Here is a 23,345-nt window from a genome sequence, read left to right on the forward strand (position 1 = left end):
CTACTTTCTTTTTGGATACGGGATGTACTATGCAACGCAGACTGACCCTCACCCTGGCGACACTGATGATGATGTTTCCCCAGATTGTGGAAACGATCTATAGCCCGGCGCTAACGCACATTGCCGACGGTTTTCACGTCAGCGCGGAGGTCGCGGCGCAAACCCTGTCCTGTTACTTTTTCGCTTTTGCATTCGGGGTCGTCGTTTGGGGCCGTTTGTGTGACGTGATCGGCCGGCGTCCCACCATTTTGGCCGGTTTGGCACTGTATCTGCTGGCGTCGATCATCGCCATCTTCAGCACCAGCTTTACCCTGCTGTTGGCGGCCAGGGTGCTGGCGGCGTTTGGTGCGGCGGTGGGCTCCGTAGGCACTCAGACCGCCATTCGCGACCGGTTCGACGGCTATGAGCTGGCGCGGGTGTTTTCCGTGATGGGGATTGCGATGGCGGTCAGCCCTGCGGTGGGGGTGCTGAGCGGCGCCCTGTTGACCCATTACTGGGGCTATCAGGGGGTGTTTGCCGGGCTGGCCACGTTGGCCGCCTTGCTGCTGGCCTATGCCGCATGGCAGTTGCCGGAAACGCGCCCGGCGCAGGTGGTGAAAAGTTCTTTCTTCGGCACGTTTAGCCGCATGGCGAAAGACGGCGATATCTGGCGCAGCGCATGGCTGGTGGCCCTGTTCAACGTCTGCATGTTCAGCTATTACCAGCTGGCGCCGTTTCGGTTTGAAGCGCTGGGCATTCCGCCGCAATGGTTTGGTTATACCGGGTTTGTGCTGGCCGCCGGCGTCGGGATCGGCGCGGCAATCAACAAGTTTCTCATCGCCAAACAGTGGTTGTTTACGCCGCTGCTGATGCTGGCCTGCGTATTGGCGCTGATCGGCGGCGGCCTGGTGTTCCTGTTGGAGGATAAGCTGTGGTTCGTGCTGCCGATGATGCTGGTGGTTATGGCCTACGGCATCGCGATCCCCAATATTCTGGCGCGGGCGCTGCAGAATTATAAGGATTGCATGGGCACTGCGGGCGCAATCCTTGGCCTGATGTATTACCTGATGCTGGCGGCGGGGCTGGTGCTGGCCGGGTTGGCGCAGCGGCCGGGCATCGTGCTGATGGCGAGCAGCGCCTGCGCGCTGCTGCTGGCGTGGACCGTGGTGCGCGGCGAACGCACCGCCACATTGGGTAAACGCCATAGCGAGCAGGCTTAACCCTCAGCGCGGAGTTGGCGGGGCGCTCAGCGGGCCCGCCAGCAAGGTATGAAGTGCCCCTATCACCGCATTGCGCTGTTCGTTCAAAAAGAGGTGCCTGCCGGGGAAGCGTTGTTCATGCACTTCGCCCCCGGCCAGCAACCGCCAATCTGCCAGATCCTGCCTGTCGACCCAAAGATCGTCCTCGCCATAAAAAACCGCCAGCGGGATCGGCAAATGTGTTTCCCTTGGAAAAATAAGCTGGCTGGCAAGTAGGAGATCGGCGCGGATCAGCGGCAAATAGGCGTCAAGCAGGTCGGCGCTTTCGTCGGTGATCTCACCTGTTTGCCCGGACTCGTGAAGTGTTTCAATCAGCGCGCTGCGCGTCAGGCGCAGCAAACGACCGTGCTTTGCCGCGTAGGGCGTGGAGCAGGCGGACACGATCAACCCTATGGGCGGCAGCCGGGCTGAGAGTGCGGTCGCCAAGGCCAACCGGCCGCCAAGGCTGTGGCCGAAAAAGACGCAGGGTTTGTCCTGCAGGGGGGCCAACGCCTGCTGCAGTTCGGCCACCAGCCTGCGGTGCTGGCACGCCGGTGCTTCGTTCGCCCGCTCTTCACGCCCGGGATATTGCATGGCGAACAGCTCGATGTCCGGGTGCAGCAAACCGCTCCAGGCGCGGAAGGTGCCGGCGCTGCCGCCGGCATGAGGAAAGCAAATCAGCCGCAATTTACCCTGGCGTGTGGGAGTCAGCGCTTTCAGGCATCGCTCGGCTCCCCGGAATGGTATGGTGTGCATGGCAGGTTAATCGCCGTTCAGGATGAAGGGGAAGGGGATCGCGCGATCCCCTGGTTCTCGGCTAAGGCGATCAGTGGATCGCCTCCCACAGTTCGTCAAAGATCGGCGTAAACAGCGTGGATTTCAGGTAATCGGAACCGGCGGAGCCGCCGGTGCCTTTACGTTGGCCGATGGTTCTTTCTACCAACTTGACGTGCCGATAGCGCCATTCCTGCAGCAGCGAGTCCAGATCCAGCAGCTGATTCAGCAACAGCGACTCGCTGGAAGCTTCCTCCAGCACGGTTTTTATGATGTCTTTGAAGGACTCGGTCTGCTGTCCCTGGCGATCGTTGAGCAGTAGCAGGTGGCGCTGAACCGTTTGCCAGAGCGATATGGGGCGAATGATCGCGCCAAGCATTTTCTGAATGGCCGGATCTTCACCGTACTGCTGCAACTTTTTACCGTTCGCTTTACCCAACAGCGCCTCAATGCCCGCAAATTGGTAGGACTGAAATCCGCTGGCGGAACCAAGGTAACCGCGAAATTTTTGGAACTCATGGAATTTCAGCGTGAAAATCACCTCAATCTGGTTCACCACGGTTTTCGTGATGGCGTTGATGCGGATCAGCCCGTTGTTGGCGGCGGCTATGTCTCCGTTTTCTATCAGATCGATAAGGCAGTGGAGTTCATCGATCAGCTGTTTGAACCACAGTTCATACGTCTGATGCGTAATGATGAAGAGGTTCTCGTTGCGGTGTTCGCTCGGTGGCGAGGCCGGTTGTTGCAAAGCGAGTAGCTGATTTAACTGCAAATAACCTGAGTAATTCATGCTGCGTCATTCCCTCGGGAGAACGGAAACAAAATGGGTTTGCTGGGGAGGGCGTCGCCCGAACAATCCGGCAAATGCAATGACAGGAAATAGCTGCCGGCCGGGGTTGCCGGCGAAACCTGTGCCATTTCCGTTACGGAGCAGCGCAATCTTGCTCGCGCCTCCGCCGTCGACAGGCCCATTCCCCAAAAGCAGCGGTGGTTGTCCATCCTGCCGCCATCGTGCAATCGGTCAATCGAAGGCACATCAACCACCAGGTGATGTACGCCAAGCTCGACGATGCGCGCCATCGCCTGGTGGCTGAAATAAGGCGGTATTTCATCCGCCAGTCGCCAGCTCGGCGCTTTGGCGGCGATCACCAACGCCTGAAGATAATGCGGCGCCACCTGCGACAAGGCATCGTCGATCGCCGTGCGGGTAATGACCAGGTCCGTTCCCCGGGCGCTCGCATTATAAGTTTCCGACATCTCGCCCGCCCTTTGCAGCGGCACTCGAATCAGCGTAGCGGCAATGAATGGCTCGAAAACCAACTCTGCCACGTTATGTTCGCCAGGCATGATGTGCCCGACGCACTCAGTGTGGGTGCCGTGACAATGCGGCACCAATGAGATGCGGGAGGCATTGCACGCCCCCCCATGCTCTACGCTGGCCAGCGAATCGCCGTAGCGCAAGGGGGCCGCGCTCGCCGGCGTAACGCCGTAGATATTGGTTGGGTTGTCGCCGAACTTCAGCATGGCGGACAGCGGGATCCGCTCATGGTGATGCACCCGGTACCGCCGGCCGCGGTAGGTTACCTCAATGCACTCCATCTGCTTCCTCCCTGGTTTTGGTGAGCGCCAGCGCGGTCAGCTCGCGAATTTGGCTGTGCAGGATGAATTCGCGGATAGTGAGGGAAATGTGCATCGCCTGGCGAATGGCGTGCAATAGCCGTGGGATCTGCAGCGAGTTGCCGCCCAAGCTGAAAAAACTGTCCGTCACGCTGATGTGTTCCTGCATCAACACGGTTTGCCAGATTTCCTGCATGGCGCGTTCCGCCTCGCTGGCCGGCGGCACGTAATCCGTTTCGGAGGACGAGTAGGTTATCGTCGGGGTAGGTAGCCTGCGAACGTCGATCTTGTTGTTGTTGGTCAGCGGGAAAGCGGACAGCACCATAAAGCTGGAGGGTATCATGATGTTGGGCAGCCTGCTCTTCAACGCCGCGCGCACAGATTTCTCGTTTAACTCCGCGCCGGGCACCATTTGCAGGTAACTGACGATCCTGGCGTTATTCCCTTCTCCGACGATCAGGCTCAAGGCATGCGCGATGCTATCCATGGCGGATAAATTGAGGTCGATCTCGCTGAGCTCAATGCGATGGCCGCGAATTTTTACCTGGTGATCGTTACGGCCCAGATATTCCAATTGCCCACGGCTGTTGAAGCGCGCGATGTCGCCGGTTTTATACAGGTAACGGACGGCGCCAAGGACCTGGCGTTTGATGAACGCCTGGGCGCTCAGCGCACCGTTGTTCCAGTAGCCCGGAGATACGCTGGCGCCGCCCAGGCAAAGCTCGCCGAAAGCACCGCCGGGCACCAGGCCGCCGGCCGAGTCCATGATGAAAGCCTCGGTCATGTTTATCGGCGTGCCGATGCAGGTGCTGTCGCCCTCAAAGGTCAGATCGGCACAGGTTGACCAGATGGTGGTTTCCGTCGGCCCATAGACCTGCAGCACCTGAGTGGCGATGCGCCGCAGTTGTGAAAGCAGCGCGACGGGCATTTTCTCGCCACCGCACAGCACCGTCAGCGGCCGGTTGCCCGCCGCCGGTAAATGGCTGACGATGGTGCCCCAGACGGTCGGGGTGGCCTGAATGACGCTGGGTTGTTGCTGCTCGATAAAATGATAAAGCCTGACGGGATCCATGGCGGTTTCCCGCGGGCACAGCACGACATGGGCGCCCGAGGCCAGAGAGCAAAACAGTTCCAGGCCGAAAATATCGAAACTGATGCTCGTCAGGCTCAACATCTTGTCAGCAGGCCCCAGGGCCAATCGGTCGGCAAAGTCATTGGTGAAATTGGTCAGATTACTGTGACTAATCATCACACCTTTCGGGTTGCCGGTAGAGCCGGAGGTGTACATGATGTAAGCCAGCGGATCCTCTTCTCCGTTCGAACGCGTTTGCTCAACGGCGGGGCTGGCAGACAGTATTGACTCGAAAGTCACGTGCGGGCAATCCGCTGGCACCGTGGCGTTTGCTTCGTCGGTGACCAGGATTTTCGTTCGCGCATCGTCAATCATGTACCGCACGCGATCCGCCGGGTAATGGACATCAATGGGAATATAGTATTTGCCGGCCTTGAGTGCGCCGAGGATCAGTGCCGCCACCCTGCAGCTCTTTTCCATCATAATACCGACAGAAAACGCGTTGTTGTCCAATTCGCTCAGGTAATGGGCGATATGCTCTGAGAGGCGCCACAGTTGCTCGTAGCTGTAACTCTCTTTTTCGCAGCTCACCGCGGGTAAATCCGGCTGCCTGCGTGCCAGGTCATGAATTTGCTCAATCAGCGTCCCGCGCGAGCTCTGCGTCGTATTGCTCGCCAGCTGTAAAAGCCGGGTTTGCTCCGCCTCGCTGAGCGGGTTTATAGCGGCAAGCGCCATCGAGGGGGATTGCGTCAGCAGCTGATGCAGTACCTGTTCATAATTGTTCAGCATCATCTGCAATCTGGCGGCGTGGAACAATTCGCTGGCGTAATCAAGCTCAATGCTGATGCCGTCTGCGGCCAGGCTGAAGTTCCAGGTCATGTCGAACATCGAGAAACCCGAAGACACCGGCAATTTTTGCAATGAGCAGTCATGGAGGCCTGCCTGGCACACGTCTCCGGCGTTTTGCAGAATGGCCATGATTTGGAACAGCGGGTTTTTGTTCGATACGCGCTCGTAATCAATCTGGTGGAGAATGCGGTCGAAGGACAGCTGTTGGTGCCGATAGGCGCCCGTACAGGTTTCCGTCATTTTACCGATCAGGGTTGCCAGGGTGTCATCCGCGCTCAGCACCGTGCGCAGCGGTACGGTATTGACGTGGAATCCGCTCACCTGCTCGAGGTAAAGATTGTCGCGTGCGGCGATGGCGCTGCCAATGACAATATCGTCTTGGTTAGTGTATTTACTCAGCAGATAGGTCAGCGCTGCGGTAAGCAAAACGAAGGGAGTCGCACCTAATACCCTGGCGCGCTGTTCCAGCAGCCCCGCGATGGCGGGATCCAACCGGCGGCCTATGCGTTCACCGGCATGCGTCGGTGCCAGGGGGCGAGGCATGTCTAAGGGGAAATCCAATTCTCTGCACGCGTGCAGTTTTTGCTGCCAGTAGGCGATATCGCTCTCGAGGCGGGGTTCCCCGGCATCATTGACGATATCAATTGTTTGAACCTCTGGTACCGGCAGTGCGTAGGGGCCCCCGCCGCACAGATGATTATATTGCCGCCAAAGATCGTTGAGGATGAGGTCCTCACTCCAGGCATCGGTCAGAATGTTGTGTTTCACCCATACTAACACGTGGTGCTGGTCATGGTACTGCACCAAACGCAGGGTGACCGGCGGGCGGCGGGTAATATCGAAGGGGACGGCGCAAAGCTGTTTCACCCTGTCTTCCAGAGGAGGATGCTGCCCGGTGAGGGTATGCCCGGCAAGGTTAATGGGAATATGCGGCAGCGCATGCTGATAGGCGATGCCCTGATCCTCGCCGAATTGAGTACGCAGGCTTTCATGTTTTTCATAAATGAAATTGATGGCCTGCTCGAACAGCGAAAGATTTAGCGGCCCGCGGATCTCCACCGCAATGGGTAGGTTATAACTGCAATCATCAGGATTCAGCGCGCTCAGGTACCACAGTAAATTTTGCTGGGGGCTGAGCGCCGCACGGCGTTGCTCGCCGATGGGGACGGTCCTGTCGGCGGAGACCGCCTTATTCTCAATATATTCCGCCAGATTACGTATCGTATTGTTTTGGAAAAGGTCGGCGATATTCAGACGACAGCACAAATCCCGGGCGACCAGCGAAACGATTTTACTCATGGTAAGCGAGTGTGCCCCCAGGCAGATAAAGTCCTGCGTGACGTCGGCGCGGGTACAACCGATGGCCTCGGTCACGATGCGCTCCAGGATCACTTCCGTTTCGGTTTCCGGCAACGCCATATCGCCGTCACCGTCTTCTATAACCCAGTTTTCCAACTGCTGGCGCGCAACTTTGCCATTGGTGGTCAACGGCAATGCAGGCAAGAAAACGAAAGCGGTCGGAATGGCGGCTGCATGCAGCAGAGGGGCCAGCGAATGCCGTAAGCCATCGGCGGTCAGGGCCGGCGACGAGGCTTGCACAAACGCCACCAGCGCTTTGCCGGCGGCCTGCGGTTTGGCTACCACGCACACGCTTTCTACCTGCGGATGGGTGCGAATGGCCGTTTCCACTTCGCCAATTTCGATACGCACGCCGCGGATCTTGACCTGATGGTCTTTGCGGCCAATAAAAATAATATTTCCCTGTTTATCCCATTTGGCGATATCGCCCGTTTTATAAATGCGTTCTTTACCCGGACTGCCGGGTAGGGCGAACGTGATGAATTTTTCGCCGGTCAATTCGGGCTGATTCAAATAACCGCGGGCAAGGCCGTGCCCGGCGATGCACAATTCACCCTCGAAGCCGAGGGGCTGCAGATTATTGTGCGCATCCAGGATATGGCAGCGGTAATTCTTCAGCGGTTTGCCAATGCAGTTCCAGGCCACGCCGGATTGATATTCGCACAGGGAGGTGGCGATGGTGGCCTCTGTCGGGCCATAGCCGTTGAACAGACGAGTCTGCTCAGCCCACCAGGCCACCACATCCGCCGGCGGTGCATCGCCCATCACAATCATCGATCTTAAACCGCTCCAGGCTTCACGTGGCAGCAATTCAAGGATGGCCGGGGTAATGGTGATATGGTTCACCTCGTGCCGCGCGAGGTAACGGAATAAGGCATCGATTTCGGTATGCAATGTCGTAGGCGCGAGGTAGAGCGTTGATCCGCTGATCAAGGCACCGTAAACATCCCAGCCAAAAGCATCAAAACCCAGAGAGGCAATCGACAGGACTTTACTGCCGGTTTCCAACCGCATGAAGTCGCGATGGTTTTGCGCGACGTTGGCAAGCCCCTCACGAGTGATCATGACGCCTTTAGCTTTGCCGGTGGTGCCCGAGGTGTAACAGAGGTAAGCCAGGCCATCAGACGGCAGGGGAAGATGTGACGCCGGCAGGGTCATTGCCGGGTAGTTAATGGTTGCCGGATCAATGCACGGCGCATTCCCCGCCTGCAGAAGAGTATCGGCCAGGATCAGCGTGGGTCGCACATCATTAAGGATATTCTGATTGCGGGTTGCCGGGGCCTGCGGGTCGAGCAGAACATAGGTCTTATTACTTTTCAGGATGCCCAGCATTACGATCGGCAGCAGGGCGGTTTTCTGCATGGATACGGCAATAATGTCGTGGCCGTCTACGTCGCCGCAGTGTTCGAGCAGCCAACAAGCCATTCTGTCAGAGGCGTCATCGAGCTCAGCGTAGCTGTATTCTCTGTCGTCGGCATGCAAGGCGATAAGCGCCGAATTTTCCGCCGCCGTACGGCGAAACAGGGTGACAATATCTTGGGAAAGCAGGGCCGCGTCCGCGGTATCATTGAAGGACGCCAACTGGCGTATTTCATCAGGAGAAATGACCAGTGGTGCGGTAGCGGGATCGTCCTGAGAGATGAGTAGCGCGTCCAGATAGTCGGTGAAGCGTTGGAAACGGGCATCGTCCCCAGTTACCGTGACCAACACGCCATCACCATCGCCGGCGGGGGCGAGGGTAATCATCGCATTGGCTTGCGCGTATCGGTTTTGTTTGAGAATGCCGGTTTCATTGAAGAAGAAATGCCGCAGGTTTTGATTCTCCGGCGTGACCTGGTCTTCGGCAAGGGTATGAAAGTCAGCTTCTTTTCGCCAGGTGACGAAACAGAGATCGGTCGCGCAACGCCCCTGGGTTTGGTCACCCAAGCGTTGTAAAAGCGTGACGATCAAAGCGCGCAGGCGTTCTGGCGGAGCGGAATAACATTTCTGGCCGATGCAAGGAGGCAAACTGATATTGTCAGGCAGTATGCCGCGTGACAGAGAGACCACTACGTCGCAGATTAAGTCTTTCAACTGCTCTGCGTTATTCCGTTGGCTATGTCGGGTATCGGGTATCAGACTGCCGCACAGGTAGCCGGTTTTTTCTTTTTGAATAAAGTACAGGGATAAGTATTCTTGTTTTTGTAAACTATCTACATCGGTGATTATTTCTTTATTTGACGATATCACCAGAACGTTTTCAGATAATTTCTGCAGTCGTTGTAATTCATCCTGATGATTGTTTGTCGTTATTATCAGGTCGATTTTCCCGGCTGGTAAAGATGATGAAGATAACGGGTAAATATGATGACCATATTCTTGTATTTCTGAGGTGAGCGCTTCCCCGCAATGGATATTGCCTGAGAATACTATGTTTAATAGTTCCACATTGGCTTCCTAGTAATAGTGTAACGTGAGCATCCGGTGCTGATGTCCAGTTTTTATTCGGTTTATCTGTTTTATGCCTGCGCTATTTTCGAAATCGGCAGGTCTTCGAGTATGCCCGCTTTATCCAGTGCCAGCAGCATCTGCTGCGTAACAATATTATTGGTTTCCCATGGCTTGGTGTCGGCAGGTGGATAAGTGTCGTGAATGACGGCGGCGATGGTTTCTGCATCCATATTCAAATGATCTAACATCCGGACGCTAAATTCTTTAGCGATGGCATCCGTCGTATAGTGTTCAATAAAGGTCAGGATGGGGCGTTTCATCGCCTCTTTTGCATGCGTATCGCTGTGGCGCCATATATGCCCAAGTATCTGTTGAGAAAAGCGGGCGTGTCGGCCTTCGTCCGCGACATGGTCTTTCATGATCTGATAGAAGGAGGGGAAAATATCTTCATTGTCGATGACATCGATGAGATCGGTGGTTAACGCCTGTTCTGACAGGGAAACGCACACCAGCCGGAATAATTCTCGGTGTTCATCCGGGGTCTGGCCAAGCGCGAGCGCGAGCGCGAAGGACGCTTCGGTGTCTTTCGGCATGCTCAGCGGTGCTATGCCCGTCATTTGTTCGACCTGATTGATAAGGTCTAGTGCGACCAGAGCATGATAGGACTCATCTACAACGACGGTTAATGCTTCCAGGCGTATATTCGCGGGGAAATCGACACCTGCGGTATTTTTGTACAACTTGTAGGTTGAGTCATTAATAATCTCCAGCTCAATGTTGGCGATGCCATTCAGATAGTGATAAAGCGTTTGGACCTGAATATAGCGCAGCGCTTCGTCACCCAACGCCGCCACGCGCGGGTGCATGCAAAGCGGCAGACGTTCCGTAGGGAAATATTGCCTGGATTGGTAATCTTGCTCATTAAGTATGCGACGCGGACGGGAGCGGACAATAGCAGCGCGATCCCATTTTTTCAGGGTTGTTTCAATTATACTCACGGAAAGAATCCTTCTTTAATAGAGTTCGACTTCAATATCCGACAGCGGATAGGCACAGCAAGCTAATATAATATTTTCCTCAAGCTCATCTTCGGCGAGGGCGCTTTGTTTTCCATGACGCACTTCACCTTTGACTAACAACATTTTGCAACAGCCGCATTTTCCTGCGCGACATAAATGTGGAATATCGATACCTTTGCTCTCAAAGTTATCTAATAGTGACTTCTCGGCGCAAAAGCTACCCGTGTCCTCACCATCAAGAATAACCTGATAGTGGGCGATTTTTGATTGTGAAATCATGACGGGGATTTCCTTAGCTATTAATTAAATGGTGTGGTGTCCATTATTCTTACCTTGGTTGAATGAGATTTTTATTATGTGCCTTGATGGCGGAATAACAGTAGCTTCTGTGTTGTTTATTGTCAACATGAATGGTTAATAACTTTAACATTTCATTAATTTTTGCATTGTCTTTTTATTTTTTAATGGTTAACTCGTTAATTATTTATTTTTTTATTTTTACAGGTGAATATGACCATATTGCAATAATTGATTTTAAAATTATTTTATTTGGCAGCGGCGGGGCCGCATCGGCAGGTTAAATGAGTGGGCTGCAATTGAATGTGCAGCCCTATAGGTTCAGGCTTGCGCCAACTCGGCAAACCGCTGGCGAATGGTGTCTTCCGGCAAATCCAACCCAATAATTACCAAAGTACTGCGACGTTCTTCGTCAGGTAACCACTCGCGGTCCCAGTCGGCGTTATACAGCCGTTGCACACCCTGGAACAGCAGGCGGCGCGGCTCGTTCTGGATCGACAAAATCCCTTTATAACGCAGCAGGCTGTCGGCGTATTCCAGCAGCAGGCCTTCCATCACTTCTGAAACCTGCATCAGCTCCAGCGGTTGGTCGTGGTACACCACAATCGACTGAATGTTGTTTTGCGCCTGCGGAATGCGGCGGAACAGCGGGGCGGGCGGCGTCAGGTTCAGCTTGTCGTTCAGCACAAAGCCTTCGATGTCGAACAACACACTTAGATCGATATCGCCGTGCGTCACTGTGTAAACCGGTGCGCGGGCGTTCATCTGTTGCAGCCGTTGGATCAGCGCTTCACAGTCCGGTGCCACGTCGGTTTTGGTCAGCAGAATACGGTCGGCGTAGCCCACCTGCGCCTGTGCGATGCTGAACTGGTTGAGTTGTTGATCGGCGTGTGCGGCGTCCACCAGCGTGATGATGCCGTCCAACAGGAAGCGTTCGCAGAGGATCTCATGCGAGAAAAAGGTCTGGGTGATCGGGCCGGGGTCGGCCATGCCGGTGCATTCAATGATCAGCCGGTCGAACTCCAGTTGGCCCTGGTCAACGCCGTCCAGCAAGTCCAGCAGTGCGTCTGCCAGCTCGTTGGATTTGCTGCAGCAGATGCAGCCGTTGCTCAGGGTGGTGATGCGGCTGGCGCGATCGCCAATCAAGGCGTTGTCGATCGGCACTTCGCCGAACTCGTTTTCAATCACGGCAATCTTGTAGCCGTGTTCGGCGTTGAGAATATGGCGGAGCAGGGTGGTTTTACCGGCACCCAAAAAGCCGGTCAGAATGGTGACTGCGATGGGTTTCATTCAGGATCCTTGTTAACAACAGCGCATGCCGCCTTTGCCGTCCCCACCGTAGCGGGCCTGCTGGCGTTCGCGGAAAAACTCTTTATAGGTCATCACCGGCTTGTCCGGGTGGTTGTCTTTCATATGCTGGACGTAGGTATCGTAGTCAGGTACGCCGACTAACATGCGCGCCGCCTGCCCGAGGTATTTACCCGCCTGGCCGAGATTACCGAACATAAGCCTTCTCCCAAAAAATTACCCTGCATAACAGATTTCATTATGCAGGGTATCCGTTAAATCACCATCAGTGCTGCGGTGAAACTTTGACGTCTCCCTCAGTTATGCCGTTGGAAGGCGCTTCTTCAGGCACCGGCACGTACGGCGTTTCCTGGTCGCTGCGGTTCGGGTTTTTGTGCGCCGCCATGGCGGTTTTCACCCCGTAGAAGATGATGCTGTACACCACCAGCAGGAACAGAATGCTCAGCCCGGCGTTGGTGTAGTTGTTCACCACAATATGGTTCATGTTGGCGACCTGCTGGGTGGTCAGCTCGGCGCCGCCTTCGGCGATTTTGCGTTTGTACTCGCCGGCCTGGAAGAAGAAGCCTTCCAGTTGCGGGTTGTTGCTGAACAGCTTCAGGCCCAGGGCGTAGGTGGTACAAATCAGCAGCCACACTGCCGGAACCACGGTGACCCAAATGTACTTGGTGCGCTTCATCTTAATCAGCACCACGGTACCCAGCACCAGCGCCACGGCGGCCAGCATCTGGTTGGAGATGCCGAACAGCGGCCACAGGCTCTTCACGCCGCCAAGCGGATCGACCACCCCTTGATACAGCAGGTAGCCCCACAGCCCCACACAACCGGCGGTGCCGACAATACCGGCCACCAGCGAGTCGGTTTTTTTCAGGAACGGCACAAAGTTGCCCAGCAAGTCCTGCAGCATAAAGCGGCCGGAACGGGTGCCTGCGTCCAGCGCGGTCAGGATGAACATCGCTTCGAACAGAATACCGAAGTGGTACCAGAAGCCCATATTGGCGCCAGGAATGATCTGGTGGAACACGTGGGCGATACCCACCGCCAGGGTTGGTGCACCACCGGCGCGGTTCAGTACCGAAGGTTCACCGATGTCTTTGGCGGTCTGCAGGATCTGTTCCGGACTGATGACAAAGCCCCAGGAACTGACGGTCGCCGCCGCATGGGCGGTCACATCACGCAGTGAGGCCATGATCATCGGTGCATCTTCGGTGCCCAAGCGGTGCAGGTCTGGCATGGTGATGCCCAGTGCGGCCGGTGGGGTGTTCATGGCGAAGTACAGGCCCGGTTCGATGATGGAAGCCGCGACCAGCGCCATGATGGCGACGAAGGACTCCATCAGCATGGCGCCGTAACCGATAAAGCGCGCGTCTTTTTCATTGGCCAACAGCTTCGGCGTGGTGCCGGAGGCGATCAGCGCATGGAAGCCGGAAACCGCGCCACAGGCGATGGTAATGAACAGGAACGGGAACACCGAACCTTTCCACACCGGGCCGGTACCGTCGATAAACTGGGTCATCGCCGGCATTTTCAGCTCAGGGTTGAGGATCACGATGCCAATCGCCAGCCCGACGATCACGCCGATTTTCAGGAAGGTCGCCAGATAGTCGCGCGGTGCCAGGATCAACCACACAGGCAGCAGAGCGGAGATAAACGCATAACCAATCAGCGTATAGGTGATGGTGGTGTCTTTAAAGGTCAGCGCCGGGCCCCAGAACGGGTCGTGGGCGATCACGCCGCCAAACCAGATGGAGAGCACCAGCAGCACGATGCCAATCACCGAAATCTCACCGACCCGGCCAGGGCGCAGGAAGCGCATGTAGATGCCCATAAACAGGGCAATCGGCACGGTGGAGCACACGGTGAACACGCCCCATGGGCTTTCCGCCAGCGCTTTCACCACGATTAGGGCCAGCACCGCCAGAATGATGATCATAATCAGGAAGCAGCCAAACAGCGCGATGGTGCCCGGTACCGGCCCCATTTCCTTTTTGATGATCTCACCGAGCGATGCGCCGTTGCGGCGTGAGGAGATGAACAGCACTAAAAAGTCCTGCACCGCCCCCGCCAGCACCACGCCGCCCAACAGCCACAGCGTGCCGGGCAGGTAACCGACCTGCGCAGCCAGCACCGGGCCGACCAGCGGGCCAGCTCCGGCAATGGCGGCGAAGTGGTGGCCGAACAGCACGTACTTGTTGGTCGGCACATAGTTCAGACCGTCGTTATTGACCACCGCCGGGGTGGCGCGGAAGGCGTCCAGCTTCATCACCTTGGTGGCGATGTACAGGCTGTAATAACGGTAGGCCACCAGATACACCGCCACCGAAGCGACGATGATCCACAGTGCGCTGATGTGCTCGCCGCGACGCAGCGCCACCACACCCAGGCAGGAAGCGCCGAGTATCCCCAGCAGCATCCAGGGTATGTGTTTTAAAATCCCCTCTCGGTTCATTGAAGTGTCCTTAGTTCAAATCTGCAAAAAAAATGAGTGAGTTAATCCGCTTATAAGATGTTTAGGCGCGTGGCCCGAATGCGGATAACGGTCGGATAGAGGTATAGGAACAGTTCATCATTGCGGCTTGGGGCAGGGGAAGACATCTGAATTTCAGTCAGCGGTGCTATAGGGGCGCTAAGCGGTCAAAATCCCGGGGTGAGCGGTTGGGCGCTGTGCGGCAGCGCCCCACTGGGGACGCGGAAAAGGGATTGGGAAGAGTGAGTCACTGTCTGATGGCTGGATAATAAACGGTTGCATATACTGCGGATAACTTGGTTATTCCGGAGAAAATCCATGATCAGAGCCTTAATCGTGTTTGCCGCCGCCATCACAGCGTTCAATGCCGCTGCGTCGTCCGAAGCCGCCTGGGCCAGCGGCGATAAAGCGCTGCAAGCGGCCTGTCTGAAAGCCAGCGGACTGAAAGGTGCCAAAGCCGCCGGGAGCATTATTCATTATGGCGACGACGTCGGTTACTCGGCGCTGCTGATTAGCGGCCGTTACCCGCAGGCGTTTATGCACAACAAATCGGGTAAAGAGCTGTGCCTTTACCAGCGAGCGACTAAAAAAGCGGTGATCCAGGATGCCGACGGGCTGGTGGGTAAGCCGTAGCCGCCATTCAGGCTCAGGATGAATGAGGTGGAATCGATCGAAGGAAATAAAAATGCCAGTCAGGCTTAACTGACTGGCATTAAAGGTCTTCGTGGTAGGGGCGTTGCATGCTGCGCCCTATTGCATAATCAATGGGTTAAGTCGGGTCGAACATGTTCGACCCCTACCGGTTTAGCCCTTACGCCTGTCGGTGTTATTTCAAAGCGATACGGATCACGTCATCCGGATCTGTGGCTTCTTTTTCACGGCTGGAAGCCTGTTTGACGCTGACGTACAGCGTCTGGCCATCCGGTGACAGCGCCAGGCTGTTTGGGTGGGTCGGCGTCTTGATCGTCTGCAGCAGCTTGTAGCTCTTGGCGTCAATCACGCTGACTTCACCGGCCTGGCGATGGGTCACATAGACTTCATTACGCGCCGGGTTGAACAGCACCGCCAGCGATTCCGGCACGTCGATCGTGCTCAGAATTTTGCCGTCGCGGGTATCGACAACCAGCACCTGCGCCTGCTTGGAGTCAGTAATAAAGGCGCGGTGAGTGGCTGGATCCAGGCTGATGTTCAGGAAGAAGTGCTCTTTGGACTCATCGAGTTTCTTGCGGCTGACAACCTTGTTGGTTTTGGTGTCGATAGTCACCAGTTCACCGTCGGCGTTGGTCACATACAGACGGCCGGCAGCGGCGTCCAGCGCCAGACCAGTGCCGTATTTACCGGTCTCGGTAATGGTGGTGCGCAGGGTCAGATCCTTGCCATCCACCACCCAAACCACGCTGGATTCACCCAGCCCGGTGATATACAGGGTATCGGTGGTGGCGTCGGCGAGCAGTTCACGCGGCGCTAACGGCTTTACCGTCTCGGAGCGTTTACGCGCATCCAGCACCAGGCGGCCTTTCACTTCACCGGTTTTGCCGTCGATGGCGGTCACCGAGTTGTTGGTGGTGTTGCCGAAGAACAGCGTGTCGGTTTTGCTGTTAATGGCCGCACCGAAAGGTTTGATGTCGTTGTGAATAATCTGGGTGATATCCAGCGTTTGTGGATCCAAACGATAGACTACGCCACCTTTATCCAGCTTGCGGCTTTGCGAAGTGGCCAGGTACAGCGCGTTCTCGCCCTGACTGTAGACCATCTCATAAGCACCTTTGCCGACCGGTTTACGCAGCAGTTCTGGCTCGCCCTGAGCCAGCAGCGGGGCGGAAAACAGCATTGAAGTGAGTAACAGCAGTGGGAAAGCCGTGCGCCCGCCGAAACGACGGTTGCGAGTTGTTGCAGAGTTCATAACCTCTCCATGGAGTTAAAAAGCCTATCGCCGCAGAGCCGTTGCTCTGAGGCCAAGAAAGCTCATCATCGAATTGAAGGTAAAGTCCTGCCGGTCACGTCGTGGCGCACCGGGCTTTATTCTTGAGAATAATAATCATTATTTATTGAGAATGGGAGTTATTTCAGTGAAGGCTGGGGTGAAAATCACAGTGTGGAGGAGGGGGCCGCGGCCATTTCCCGTTCGATCACGGTGGCCAGCGCCTGGGCCGCCGAAGACAAACGGTGTTGAGCAAGGCGGATTAACCCGACTCGCCGTTCGATCACCGGGCCGAACAGTGGCACGCAGGTGGCACCCAGCTCGCCCATCTGTTGTTCACACAGCGCCGGTACCGCGCTGGCACCCAGCCCGTTGGCCACCATGCGCCCGACCGTCACCAACTGGTGGCTTTCAAATGCCACCTCCAGCGTTCTGCCGCTTTTGGCCAGCGTTTGTTCCAGCAGCAAACGCACCGCAGAAGGGCGTTGCAGGGTAATAAAGTCCAGCGTCAGCAGCTCTTTCCAACTCACCTGCGCCCGGCCTGCCAGCGGCGAATCCTTCGGTACCACCGCCACAAAGCGATCGTTGCACAACGGGGTGAAGTGCAGGGTGTCGCTGGGCTCCGGCTCGAAGGCGATGCCCATTTCTACCCGGCCTTCACGGATCATCTCGAACACCTGCTCGTTAATCACATCGTGCACCGCCACGTTGATCCCGGCGTAGTGATCGCGAAACACTTTCAGGATCGGCGGCAGCGGATTAGCGGCGAATGAAGGCATGGCAGCGATGGCCACCTTACCCATTTGCAGGGTAAAGCGCTGGTGCATCGCCTCTTCCGCATTGTCCCAGTCCGCCAGCAGTTGGCGTGCCATCGGGAAGAAGCTCTCCCCTTCCGGCGTCAGCGCCACGCGGCGCGTGGTACGCAGCAACAACTGTCCCCCCAACGCGTCTTCCAGCCCGCGAATGGCCAGACTCAGCGCCGGCTGCGAAATATTCAGCCGTTCGCTCGCCTGGGCGAAGTTAAGAGTGTGAGCTACCGCTAAAAACGCGCGTAACTGTTTGATGCTCATTTTCATTTTTGAATTATTTAACTCTTTTGAAAACAGCCATTAACAATTGATTAATAAAAATTCTAAATCAATGGGGCACAAAAACAAAATTAACAAATCATTTTTGTGACCTGATGATGCCTTTACACCAGCAGGGGTATACCGCCCATTGCTACAGAACACTCAGAGGCAGCGAATGGCAGGGCTCGATAAACGCGTCGGAAGCTACCAGGAAGCGCTGGCAGGCCTGACGAATAATATGACGGTGTTGGCGGGCGGTTTCGGCCTGTGCGGCATCCCGGAAAACCTGATTAATGAGATCCGTCGTTTGGGAGTGACCGGCCTGACGGTGATATCAAACAACTGCGGCATCGACGGCTTTGGTCTCGGCCTGCTGCTGGAAAATCGACAGATCAGCAAGGTGGTAGCCTCCTACGTTGGGGAGAACGCGCTGTTCGAGCAACAGGCGATCAGCGGCGAGCTGGAGGTGGAGCTGACGCCACAAGGATCGCTGGCGGAAAAAATCCGCGCCGGGGGAGCCGGTATTCCGGCGTTCTTCACCGCCACCGGCTACGGCACCCCGGTGGCCGAAGGCAAGGAAGTGCGCGAATTCAACGGCCGCCCCTACATCATGGAGCAGGCAATCACCGGCGACTTCGCCATCATCAAGGGCTGGAAAGCCGATCACTTCGGCAATGTCATCTATCGCCACACCGCACAGAACTTTAACCCGCTGATGGCCACCGCCGGACGGATCACCGTGGTGGAGGTGGAAGAAATTGTCGCGCCGGGCGAACTGGATCCGGCGGCGATCCACACCCCCGGTATCTACGTCGACCGCCTGATCCAGGGCAGTTTCGAAAAGCGCATTGAACAGCGCACCCTGCGGACCTGAGGAGAACCCCATGCTTACCCGTGAACAAATGGCGCAGCGCGTGGCACAAGAACTGCGTGACGGCGACTACGTCAATCTGGGGATCGGCATTCCGACGCTGGTGGCCAACTATGTACCACCGGGCATGGACGTGATGCTGCAATCCGAAAACGGCCTGCTGGGCATGGGCGGTTTTCCGACCGAGGCAGAGCTGGACGCCGACATGATCAACGCCGGCAAGCAAACGGTGACCGCCCGTATCGGCGCCTCGATTTTCGACTCGGCGCAGTCGTTCGCCATGATCCGCGGCGGCCATGTTGATCTCACCGTGTTGGGCGCTTTTGAGGTGGACGTTGAGGGCAATATTGCCTCGTGGATGATCCCCGGCAAGCTGGTGAAGGGCATGGGCGGTGCGATGGACCTGGTAGCAGGCGCGGAAAATATCATCGTGGTGATGACCCACGCGTCAAAGAGTGGTGAGTCCAAGCTGTTACCGCACTGCACGCTGCCGCTGACCGGAGCCCACTGCATTCGCAAGGTTCTGACCGATCTGGCCTACCTGGAAATTGAAAACGGTGCTTTTGTGCTGCGCGAACGAGCCCCCGGCGTCAGCGTGGAAGAGATTGTCGCCAAAACCGCCGGTCGGCTGATCGTGCCGACACTGGTACCGGAGATGCGCTTCTGATGACGTTACCCAAGGAGAAAACCATGCAACAGGTGGTGATTGTGGCGGCTACGCGCACGCCGATTGGCAGTTTTCAGGGCGCGCTGGCTACGTTGTCGGCGGTGGATCTGGGCACGGTGGTGGTGAAAGCCTTACTGGCGCGCAGCGGTGTTCCAGCGGCTCAGGTGGATGAAGTGATCCTCGGTCAGGTGCTGACGGCCGGTTGTGGCCAGAACCCGGCACGTCAGACCGCGCTGAACGCCGGGCTGCCCTATAGCGTACCGGCGCTGACCATCAATAAGGTCTGCGGTTCGGGTCTGAAGGCGATCCATCTGGCGGTGCAGGCGATCCGCTGTGGTGACGCCGAAGTGATTATCGCCGGAGGGCAGGAAAGTATGAGTCAGTCGCCGTACCTGATGAACGGCGCGCGTGCCGGGCTGCGTCTGGGCCACGGCCAGTTGATCGACAGCGTGATCCAGGACGGCCTGTGGGATGCCTTCAACGATTATCACATGGGCATCACCGCCGAAAATCTGGCAGATAAATACGCCATCAGCCGCAGCGAGCAGGATCAGTTTGCGCTGCAGTCACAACAGAAAACCCAGGCCGCGCAGCAGGCCGGGCATTTTGCGTCGGAAATCACCCCGGTAGCGGTGCCCAAACCCAGGGGCGAACCGCTGCGGGTGGCGTCGGATGAGCAGCTCCGCGCTGACGCCACGCTGGAGAGTCTGGCCCGGCTGCGTCCGGCATTCCGCCAGGACGGCACGGTGACCGCCGGTAATGCCTCCTCGATTAACGACGGTGCGGCGGCGGTACTGTTGATGAGTGCGGCGAAGGCTGCCGAACTGAAGCTGCCGGTGCTGGCGCGCATTGCCGGCTATGCGGCATCGGGTGTTGATCCGGCGATCATGGGCATCGGCCCGGTACCGGCGGCGCGTCGCTGTCTGGCTAATGCCGGTTGGTCGCTGAGCGAAGTCGATTTAATCGAGGCCAATGAAGCCTTTGCCGCACAGGCGTTGGCCGTCGGCCGTGAACTGGAGTGGGACAGCGCCCGGGTCAATGTTAACGGCGGGGCGATAGCGCTCGGACACCCGATCGGCGCTTCCGGCTGTCGCATATTAGTCACGCTGCTGCACGAGATGCAGCGGCGTGAGGTCAATAAGGGGCTGGCGATGCTGTGTATCGGCGGCGGACAGGGCGTGGCGCTGGCGGTCGAGCGCGGCTGATTATCTGGGAGGAAGCTATGCATTCACCTGACTATGCAGTGCTTGGCGCCGGGCTGATGGGGATTGGCATCGCCACCCATTTCGCCCGCCATGGTCATGACATCCTGCTGTACGACCCGGATCCGCAGCGGCTGGCGGAAGTCCCGGCGGTCGCGGGCAGTATTTTGGCGGAACTGACCGACGTTGGGCAGTTTGCAGCGACGGAACAGGCGGCGGTGCTGGCGCGCCTGAGCGTGACCGGCGATCTCAATGATCTGGCCCGCGCCCGGCTGTTGATAGAGGCGATCCCGGAACGCCTGGCGCTCAAGCACGCGTTATATGAACAACTGGAAGGGCTGATTGCCGACGACGCGGTGATCGCCAGTAACACCAGCGGCCTGCCGCCGGACGAGTTGGCAGTGCGGATGATCCATCCGCAGCGCTTGCTGATCGCCCATTTTTGGAACCCGCCCCACCTGATCCCGCTGGTGGAAATTGTGCCCGGCAGCGCCACCGATCCCCGCCATCTGGCCGCGGTGCAGCAGTTACTGAGTGGCATGGCGCTGGAAGCGGTGCTGTTGGATCGCGCCGCACCGGGTTTTGTCGGCAACCGGCTGCAGTTTGCGCTACTGCGCGAGGCGCTGTACATCGTGCAAAGCGGCATCGCCAGCCCGCAGGTGGTGGATCAGGTGATGCGAGCTTCGCTTGGGCGGCGCTACGCGATGGTTGGGCCGCTGGAGGCCGCCGACATGACCGGGCTGGAGACGGTGGCAGATATCGCCCGCCACCTGCTGCCAGAGTTGGCGACCGATGAAAAGATGATGGCACTGGTGGAGGAACAGCTTCGTCAGGGCAACACTGGCCAACGCAGCGGCCAGGGGTTTTATCACTGGGATGAAGCACGCAGGGAACGCATTCAACAGCGGCGGGCGCACCAACTGCGTTTCGCCCTGAAACCTTAACCGCACCCAACAACAATAATGAGTTGCTCAACATGGCTGGAGTTGTTCAGACATCAAGGGCAATAGGGAGTGATGATGAGCGTTTTGATTGCCCTGGCAGCACTGGGAGTCCTGATGCTGGCCGCTTATCGCGGCTACAGCGTGATTTTGTTTGCCCCGATAGCCGCGCTGGGCGCGGTGTTGTTGACCGATCCCGGCGCGGTCGCCCCGACCTTCACCGGGCTGTTTATGGAAAAGATGGTCGGCTTCGTCAAACTCTATTTCCCGGTGTTTCTGCTGGGCGCGGTGTTTGGCAAACTGATTGAGCTGTCCGGGTTTTCCCGTTCGATAGTGGCCGCGGCGATTAACATTCTTGGCCGTCGCCATGCCATTCCGGTGATTGTGCTGGTTTGCGCGCTGCTGACCTACGGCGGCGTCTCGCTGTTTGTGGTGGCGTTTGCGGTTTACCCCTTTGCCGCTGAGCTGTTCCGCCAGAGCGGGATCCCCAAACGGTTGATCCCGGCGACGGTGGCGCTCGGGGCGTTCTCTTTCACCATGGATGCACTGCCCGGTACGCCGCAGATCCAGAACATCATCCCGACCAGCTTTTTCGGTACCAACGCCTGGGCAGCACCCTGGCTGGGGCTGATTGGTTCGTTGTTTATTATCGCGGTCGGCCTGTTTTATCTTGAACGCCAGCGACGCAAGGCGCAACTACGGGGCGAAGGTTACGGCACCGAGTTGCTGAATGAGCCTGAAACCCCAGACAACATCAATCTGCCCAATCCGCTGATCGCCATTATGCCGTTGATCCTGGTCGGGCTGTTGAACCTGGGGTTTACCCACTGGATCCCGCAGTGGTATGGCGTCAGCCACGAGCTGACATTGCCGGGGTTGGCCAAGCCGATCACCACCGAGATCGGCAAGATCACCGCCATCTGGGCGGTGGAGGCGGCGCTGGTCTCGGGTATTCTGCTGGTGCTGATTTTTGGTTTCCGTAACGTTCGCGGGCGGCTGGCGGAGGGCAGTAAAACGGCGGTCGGCGGGGCGATTCTGGCGGCGATGAACACCGCTTCGGAATACGGCTTTGGCGCGGTGATCGCGGCGCTGCCGGGGTTTCTGGTGCTGTCGAAGGCGCTGGCGACCATCCCCAACCCGCTGGTGAACGAGGCTGTCAGCGTAACGCTGCTGGCGGGCATCACCGGTTCGGCCTCCGGCGGCATGAGTATCGCGCTGGCGGCGATGTCTGATTCCTTTATCGCTGCCGCCCACGCCGCGCAGATCCCACTGGAAGTGCTGCACCGGGTGGCTTCCATGGCCAGCGGCGGCATGGACACTTTGCCGCATAACGGCGCGGTGATCACCCTGCTGGCGATCACCGGCCTTAGCCATCGACAAGCCTATGGCGGCATCTTCGCCATCACCCTGATCAAGAGCGCCGCAGTGCTGTTTGTGATCGGCGTGTTCTACCTGACCGGCATTGTTTAAAGGAGCGATAACATGAATTTACAAGGTAAAACTGCACTGGTGACCGGCTCGACCAGCGGTATCGGTCTCGGGCTGGCGTCCAGTCTGGCCGCCGCGGGCGCCCAGGTGATCCTCAACGGCTTTGGCGAGGTGGAGCAGGCGAAGGCACATATCGCGGGTTTGGGCGCCGCGCCCGGCTACCACGGCGCGGATCTCAGTGATCCGCAGCAGATTGCCGACCTGATGCGCTATGTCGAGCTGGAGTTCGGCGGCACCGATATTCTGGTCAATAACGCCGGTATTCAGCACGTTTCTCCGCTGGAATCCTTCCTGGCCGACAAGTGGAATGCGATTATCGCGATTAACCTGTCGTCAGTGTTTCACACCAGCCGTCTGGCGTTGCCGGGCATGCGAGAGCGCGGCTGGGGGCGCATTATCAACGTTGCCTCGGTGCACGGGCTGGTGGCGTCCAAAGACAAGGCCGCTTATGTGGCGGCCAAGCACGGCGTGGTGGGGCTGACCAAAACCATCGCGCTGGAAACCGCCCGCAGCGCCATTACCTGTAATGCCATCTGCCCCGGCTGGGTGCTGACGCCGCTGGTGCAGCAACAGATCGACAAGCGGGTTGCCGCCGGGGTGGATCCGCAGCAGGCGCGTGATGATTTGCTGGCGGAAAAACAGCCTTCGCAAGAGTTTGTGACGCCGGAACAACTGGGCGAACTGGCGTTATTCCTGTGCAGTGACGCGGCGGTGCAGGTGCGCGGGGCCGCCTGGAATATGGATGGCGGTTGGTTGGCGCAGTAACTTTTTAGTCGGGG

At 57.5% G+C, this 23,345-nt stretch carries 19 protein-coding genes; 8 read left to right on the forward strand and 11 right to left on the reverse strand.

Annotated features, from left to right (window positions below; all coding sequences use genetic code 11):
* Positions 1-29: 29 nt before the first annotated feature.
* Entirely contained in the window at positions 30-1,199 is a 1,170-nt protein-coding gene (locus QOT07_RS02530) for an MFS transporter (protein ID WP_099063228.1), read from the forward strand.
* Between the two features lie 3 nt (positions 1,200-1,202).
* Here QOT07_RS02530 and QOT07_RS02535 read toward each other — a convergent pair whose 3' ends face one another.
* From QOT07_RS02535 to QOT07_RS02575, 9 genes are all read right to left on the reverse strand, one after another.
* Entirely contained in the window at positions 1,203-1,973 is a 771-nt protein-coding gene (locus QOT07_RS02535) for a thioesterase II family protein (protein WP_099063227.1), read from the reverse strand.
* A gap of 70 nt (positions 1,974-2,043) precedes the next feature.
* A complete protein-coding gene (locus QOT07_RS02540) occupies positions 2,044-2,781 on the reverse strand; it encodes a tryptophan 2,3-dioxygenase family protein (protein WP_099063226.1) in 738 nt (245 codons plus the stop codon).
* Complete coding sequence (locus tag QOT07_RS02545; RefSeq protein WP_157765442.1) at positions 2,778-3,548, reverse strand: cyclase family protein; 771 nt, start codon at positions 3,546-3,548, stop codon at positions 2,778-2,780. The genes QOT07_RS02540 and QOT07_RS02545 overlap by 4 nt, the downstream gene beginning before the upstream one ends.
* A gap of 28 nt (positions 3,549-3,576) precedes the next feature.
* Entirely contained in the window at positions 3,577-8,961 is a 5,385-nt protein-coding gene (locus QOT07_RS02550; protein WP_219015332.1) for a non-ribosomal peptide synthetase, read from the reverse strand.
* Between the two features lie 425 nt (positions 8,962-9,386).
* The gene (locus tag QOT07_RS02555; protein WP_261427656.1) at positions 9,387-10,316 is read right to left on the reverse strand and encodes a diiron oxygenase; all 930 of its coding nucleotides are present in this window, start codon (positions 10,314-10,316) and stop codon (positions 9,387-9,389) included.
* A gap of 15 nt (positions 10,317-10,331) precedes the next feature.
* A complete protein-coding gene (locus QOT07_RS02560; protein ID WP_099063222.1) occupies positions 10,332-10,616 on the reverse strand; it encodes a 2Fe-2S iron-sulfur cluster-binding protein in 285 nt (94 codons plus the stop codon).
* A 339-nt stretch (positions 10,617-10,955) separates the two neighbouring features.
* On the reverse strand, positions 10,956-11,924 hold the full coding sequence (gene yjiA / locus QOT07_RS02565) for a GTPase (protein WP_283602523.1): 969 nt from the start codon (positions 11,922-11,924) through the stop codon (positions 10,956-10,958).
* 12 nt (positions 11,925-11,936) lie between these two features.
* The gene (locus QOT07_RS02570) at positions 11,937-12,140 is read right to left on the reverse strand and encodes a YbdD/YjiX family protein (RefSeq protein WP_004953088.1); all 204 of its coding nucleotides are present in this window, start codon (positions 12,138-12,140) and stop codon (positions 11,937-11,939) included.
* A 67-nt stretch (positions 12,141-12,207) separates the two neighbouring features.
* The gene (locus tag QOT07_RS02575) at positions 12,208-14,388 is read right to left on the reverse strand and encodes a carbon starvation CstA family protein (RefSeq protein WP_283602524.1); all 2,181 of its coding nucleotides are present in this window, start codon (positions 14,386-14,388) and stop codon (positions 12,208-12,210) included.
* Between the two features lie 336 nt (positions 14,389-14,724).
* Here QOT07_RS02575 and QOT07_RS02580 point away from each other — a divergent pair, with 336 nt between their 5' ends.
* Positions 14,725-15,039, forward strand: a complete 315-nt coding sequence (locus tag QOT07_RS02580; protein ID WP_283602525.1) for a hypothetical protein — start codon at positions 14,725-14,727, stop codon at positions 15,037-15,039.
* A gap of 193 nt (positions 15,040-15,232) precedes the next feature.
* Here QOT07_RS02580 and yncE read toward each other — a convergent pair whose 3' ends face one another.
* Positions 15,233-16,309: a 7-bladed beta-propeller protein YncE gene (gene yncE, locus QOT07_RS02585; RefSeq protein WP_430523267.1), complete on the reverse strand. Its 1,077-nt coding sequence runs from the start codon at positions 16,307-16,309 to the stop codon at positions 15,233-15,235.
* 185 nt (positions 16,310-16,494) lie between these two features.
* Entirely contained in the window at positions 16,495-17,403 is a 909-nt protein-coding gene (locus QOT07_RS02590) for a LysR family transcriptional regulator (RefSeq protein ID WP_207977991.1), read from the reverse strand.
* A 169-nt stretch (positions 17,404-17,572) separates the two neighbouring features.
* On the opposite strand from QOT07_RS02590, the gene QOT07_RS02595 reads away from it, so the two are divergent.
* The 6 genes from QOT07_RS02595 (at position 17,573) to QOT07_RS02620 (ending at position 23,331) form a co-directional block, all read left to right on the forward strand.
* Complete coding sequence (locus QOT07_RS02595; RefSeq protein WP_283602526.1) at positions 17,573-18,271, forward strand: CoA transferase subunit A; 699 nt, start codon at positions 17,573-17,575, stop codon at positions 18,269-18,271.
* Positions 18,272-18,281: 10 nt separating this feature from the next.
* On the forward strand, positions 18,282-18,935 hold the full coding sequence (locus QOT07_RS02600; protein WP_207977989.1) for a CoA transferase subunit B: 654 nt from the start codon (positions 18,282-18,284) through the stop codon (positions 18,933-18,935).
* A gap of 23 nt (positions 18,936-18,958) precedes the next feature.
* Positions 18,959-20,140 carry an acetyl-CoA C-acetyltransferase gene (locus tag QOT07_RS02605; protein ID WP_283604276.1) on the forward strand — a complete coding sequence of 394 codons (1,182 nt, stop codon included), beginning with the start codon at positions 18,959-18,961 and terminating at the stop codon, positions 20,138-20,140.
* A 17-nt stretch (positions 20,141-20,157) separates the two neighbouring features.
* Positions 20,158-21,081, forward strand: coding sequence for a 3-hydroxyacyl-CoA dehydrogenase family protein (locus QOT07_RS02610; protein WP_207977987.1), 924 nt, complete (start codon positions 20,158-20,160; stop codon positions 21,079-21,081).
* Positions 21,082-21,153: 72 nt separating this feature from the next.
* Entirely contained in the window at positions 21,154-22,548 is a 1,395-nt protein-coding gene (locus tag QOT07_RS02615; protein ID WP_198404428.1) for a GntP family permease, read from the forward strand.
* Between the two features lie 12 nt (positions 22,549-22,560).
* A complete protein-coding gene (locus QOT07_RS02620; protein ID WP_283602528.1) occupies positions 22,561-23,331 on the forward strand; it encodes a 3-hydroxybutyrate dehydrogenase in 771 nt (256 codons plus the stop codon).
* The last annotated feature ends 14 nt before the right edge of the window (positions 23,332-23,345 follow it).

Source organism: Serratia proteamaculans (genome assembly GCF_949794035.1).
GTDB lineage: Bacteria > Pseudomonadota > Gammaproteobacteria > Enterobacterales > Enterobacteriaceae > Serratia > Serratia proteamaculans.

Coding starts and splice junctions, on each gene's coding strand:
- QOT07_RS02595 (WP_283602526.1), top strand. CDS start 17,573: ATGGCAGGGCTCGATAAACGCGTCGGAAGCTACCAGGAAGCGCTGGCA.
- QOT07_RS02615 (WP_198404428.1), top strand. CDS start 21,154: ATGATGAGCGTTTTGATTGCCCTGGCAGCACTGGGAGTCCTGATGCTG.
- QOT07_RS02570 (WP_004953088.1), bottom strand. CDS start 12,140: ATGTTCGGTAATCTCGGCCAGGCGGGTAAATACCTCGGGCAGGCGGCG.
- QOT07_RS02580 (WP_283602525.1), top strand. CDS start 14,725: ATGATCAGAGCCTTAATCGTGTTTGCCGCCGCCATCACAGCGTTCAAT.
- QOT07_RS02600 (WP_207977989.1), top strand. CDS start 18,282: ATGCTTACCCGTGAACAAATGGCGCAGCGCGTGGCACAAGAACTGCGT.
- yncE (WP_430523267.1), bottom strand. CDS start 16,309: ATGAACTCTGCAACAACTCGCAACCGTCGTTTCGGCGGGCGCACGGCT.
- QOT07_RS02535 (WP_099063227.1), bottom strand. CDS start 1,973: ATGCACACCATACCATTCCGGGGAGCCGAGCGATGCCTGAAAGCGCTG.
- yjiA (WP_283602523.1), bottom strand. CDS start 11,924: ATGAAACCCATCGCAGTCACCATTCTGACCGGCTTTTTGGGTGCCGGT.
- QOT07_RS02620 (WP_283602528.1), top strand. CDS start 22,561: ATGAATTTACAAGGTAAAACTGCACTGGTGACCGGCTCGACCAGCGGT.
- QOT07_RS02575 (WP_283602524.1), bottom strand. CDS start 14,388: ATGAACCGAGAGGGGATTTTAAAACACATACCCTGGATGCTGCTGGGG.
- QOT07_RS02610 (WP_207977987.1), top strand. CDS start 20,158: ATGCATTCACCTGACTATGCAGTGCTTGGCGCCGGGCTGATGGGGATT.
- QOT07_RS02530 (WP_099063228.1), top strand. CDS start 30: ATGCAACGCAGACTGACCCTCACCCTGGCGACACTGATGATGATGTTT.
- QOT07_RS02590 (WP_207977991.1), bottom strand. CDS start 17,403: ATGAAAATGAGCATCAAACAGTTACGCGCGTTTTTAGCGGTAGCTCAC.
- QOT07_RS02540 (WP_099063226.1), bottom strand. CDS start 2,781: ATGAATTACTCAGGTTATTTGCAGTTAAATCAGCTACTCGCTTTGCAA.
- QOT07_RS02605 (WP_283604276.1), top strand. CDS start 18,959: ATGCAACAGGTGGTGATTGTGGCGGCTACGCGCACGCCGATTGGCAGT.
- QOT07_RS02560 (WP_099063222.1), bottom strand. CDS start 10,616: ATGATTTCACAATCAAAAATCGCCCACTATCAGGTTATTCTTGATGGT.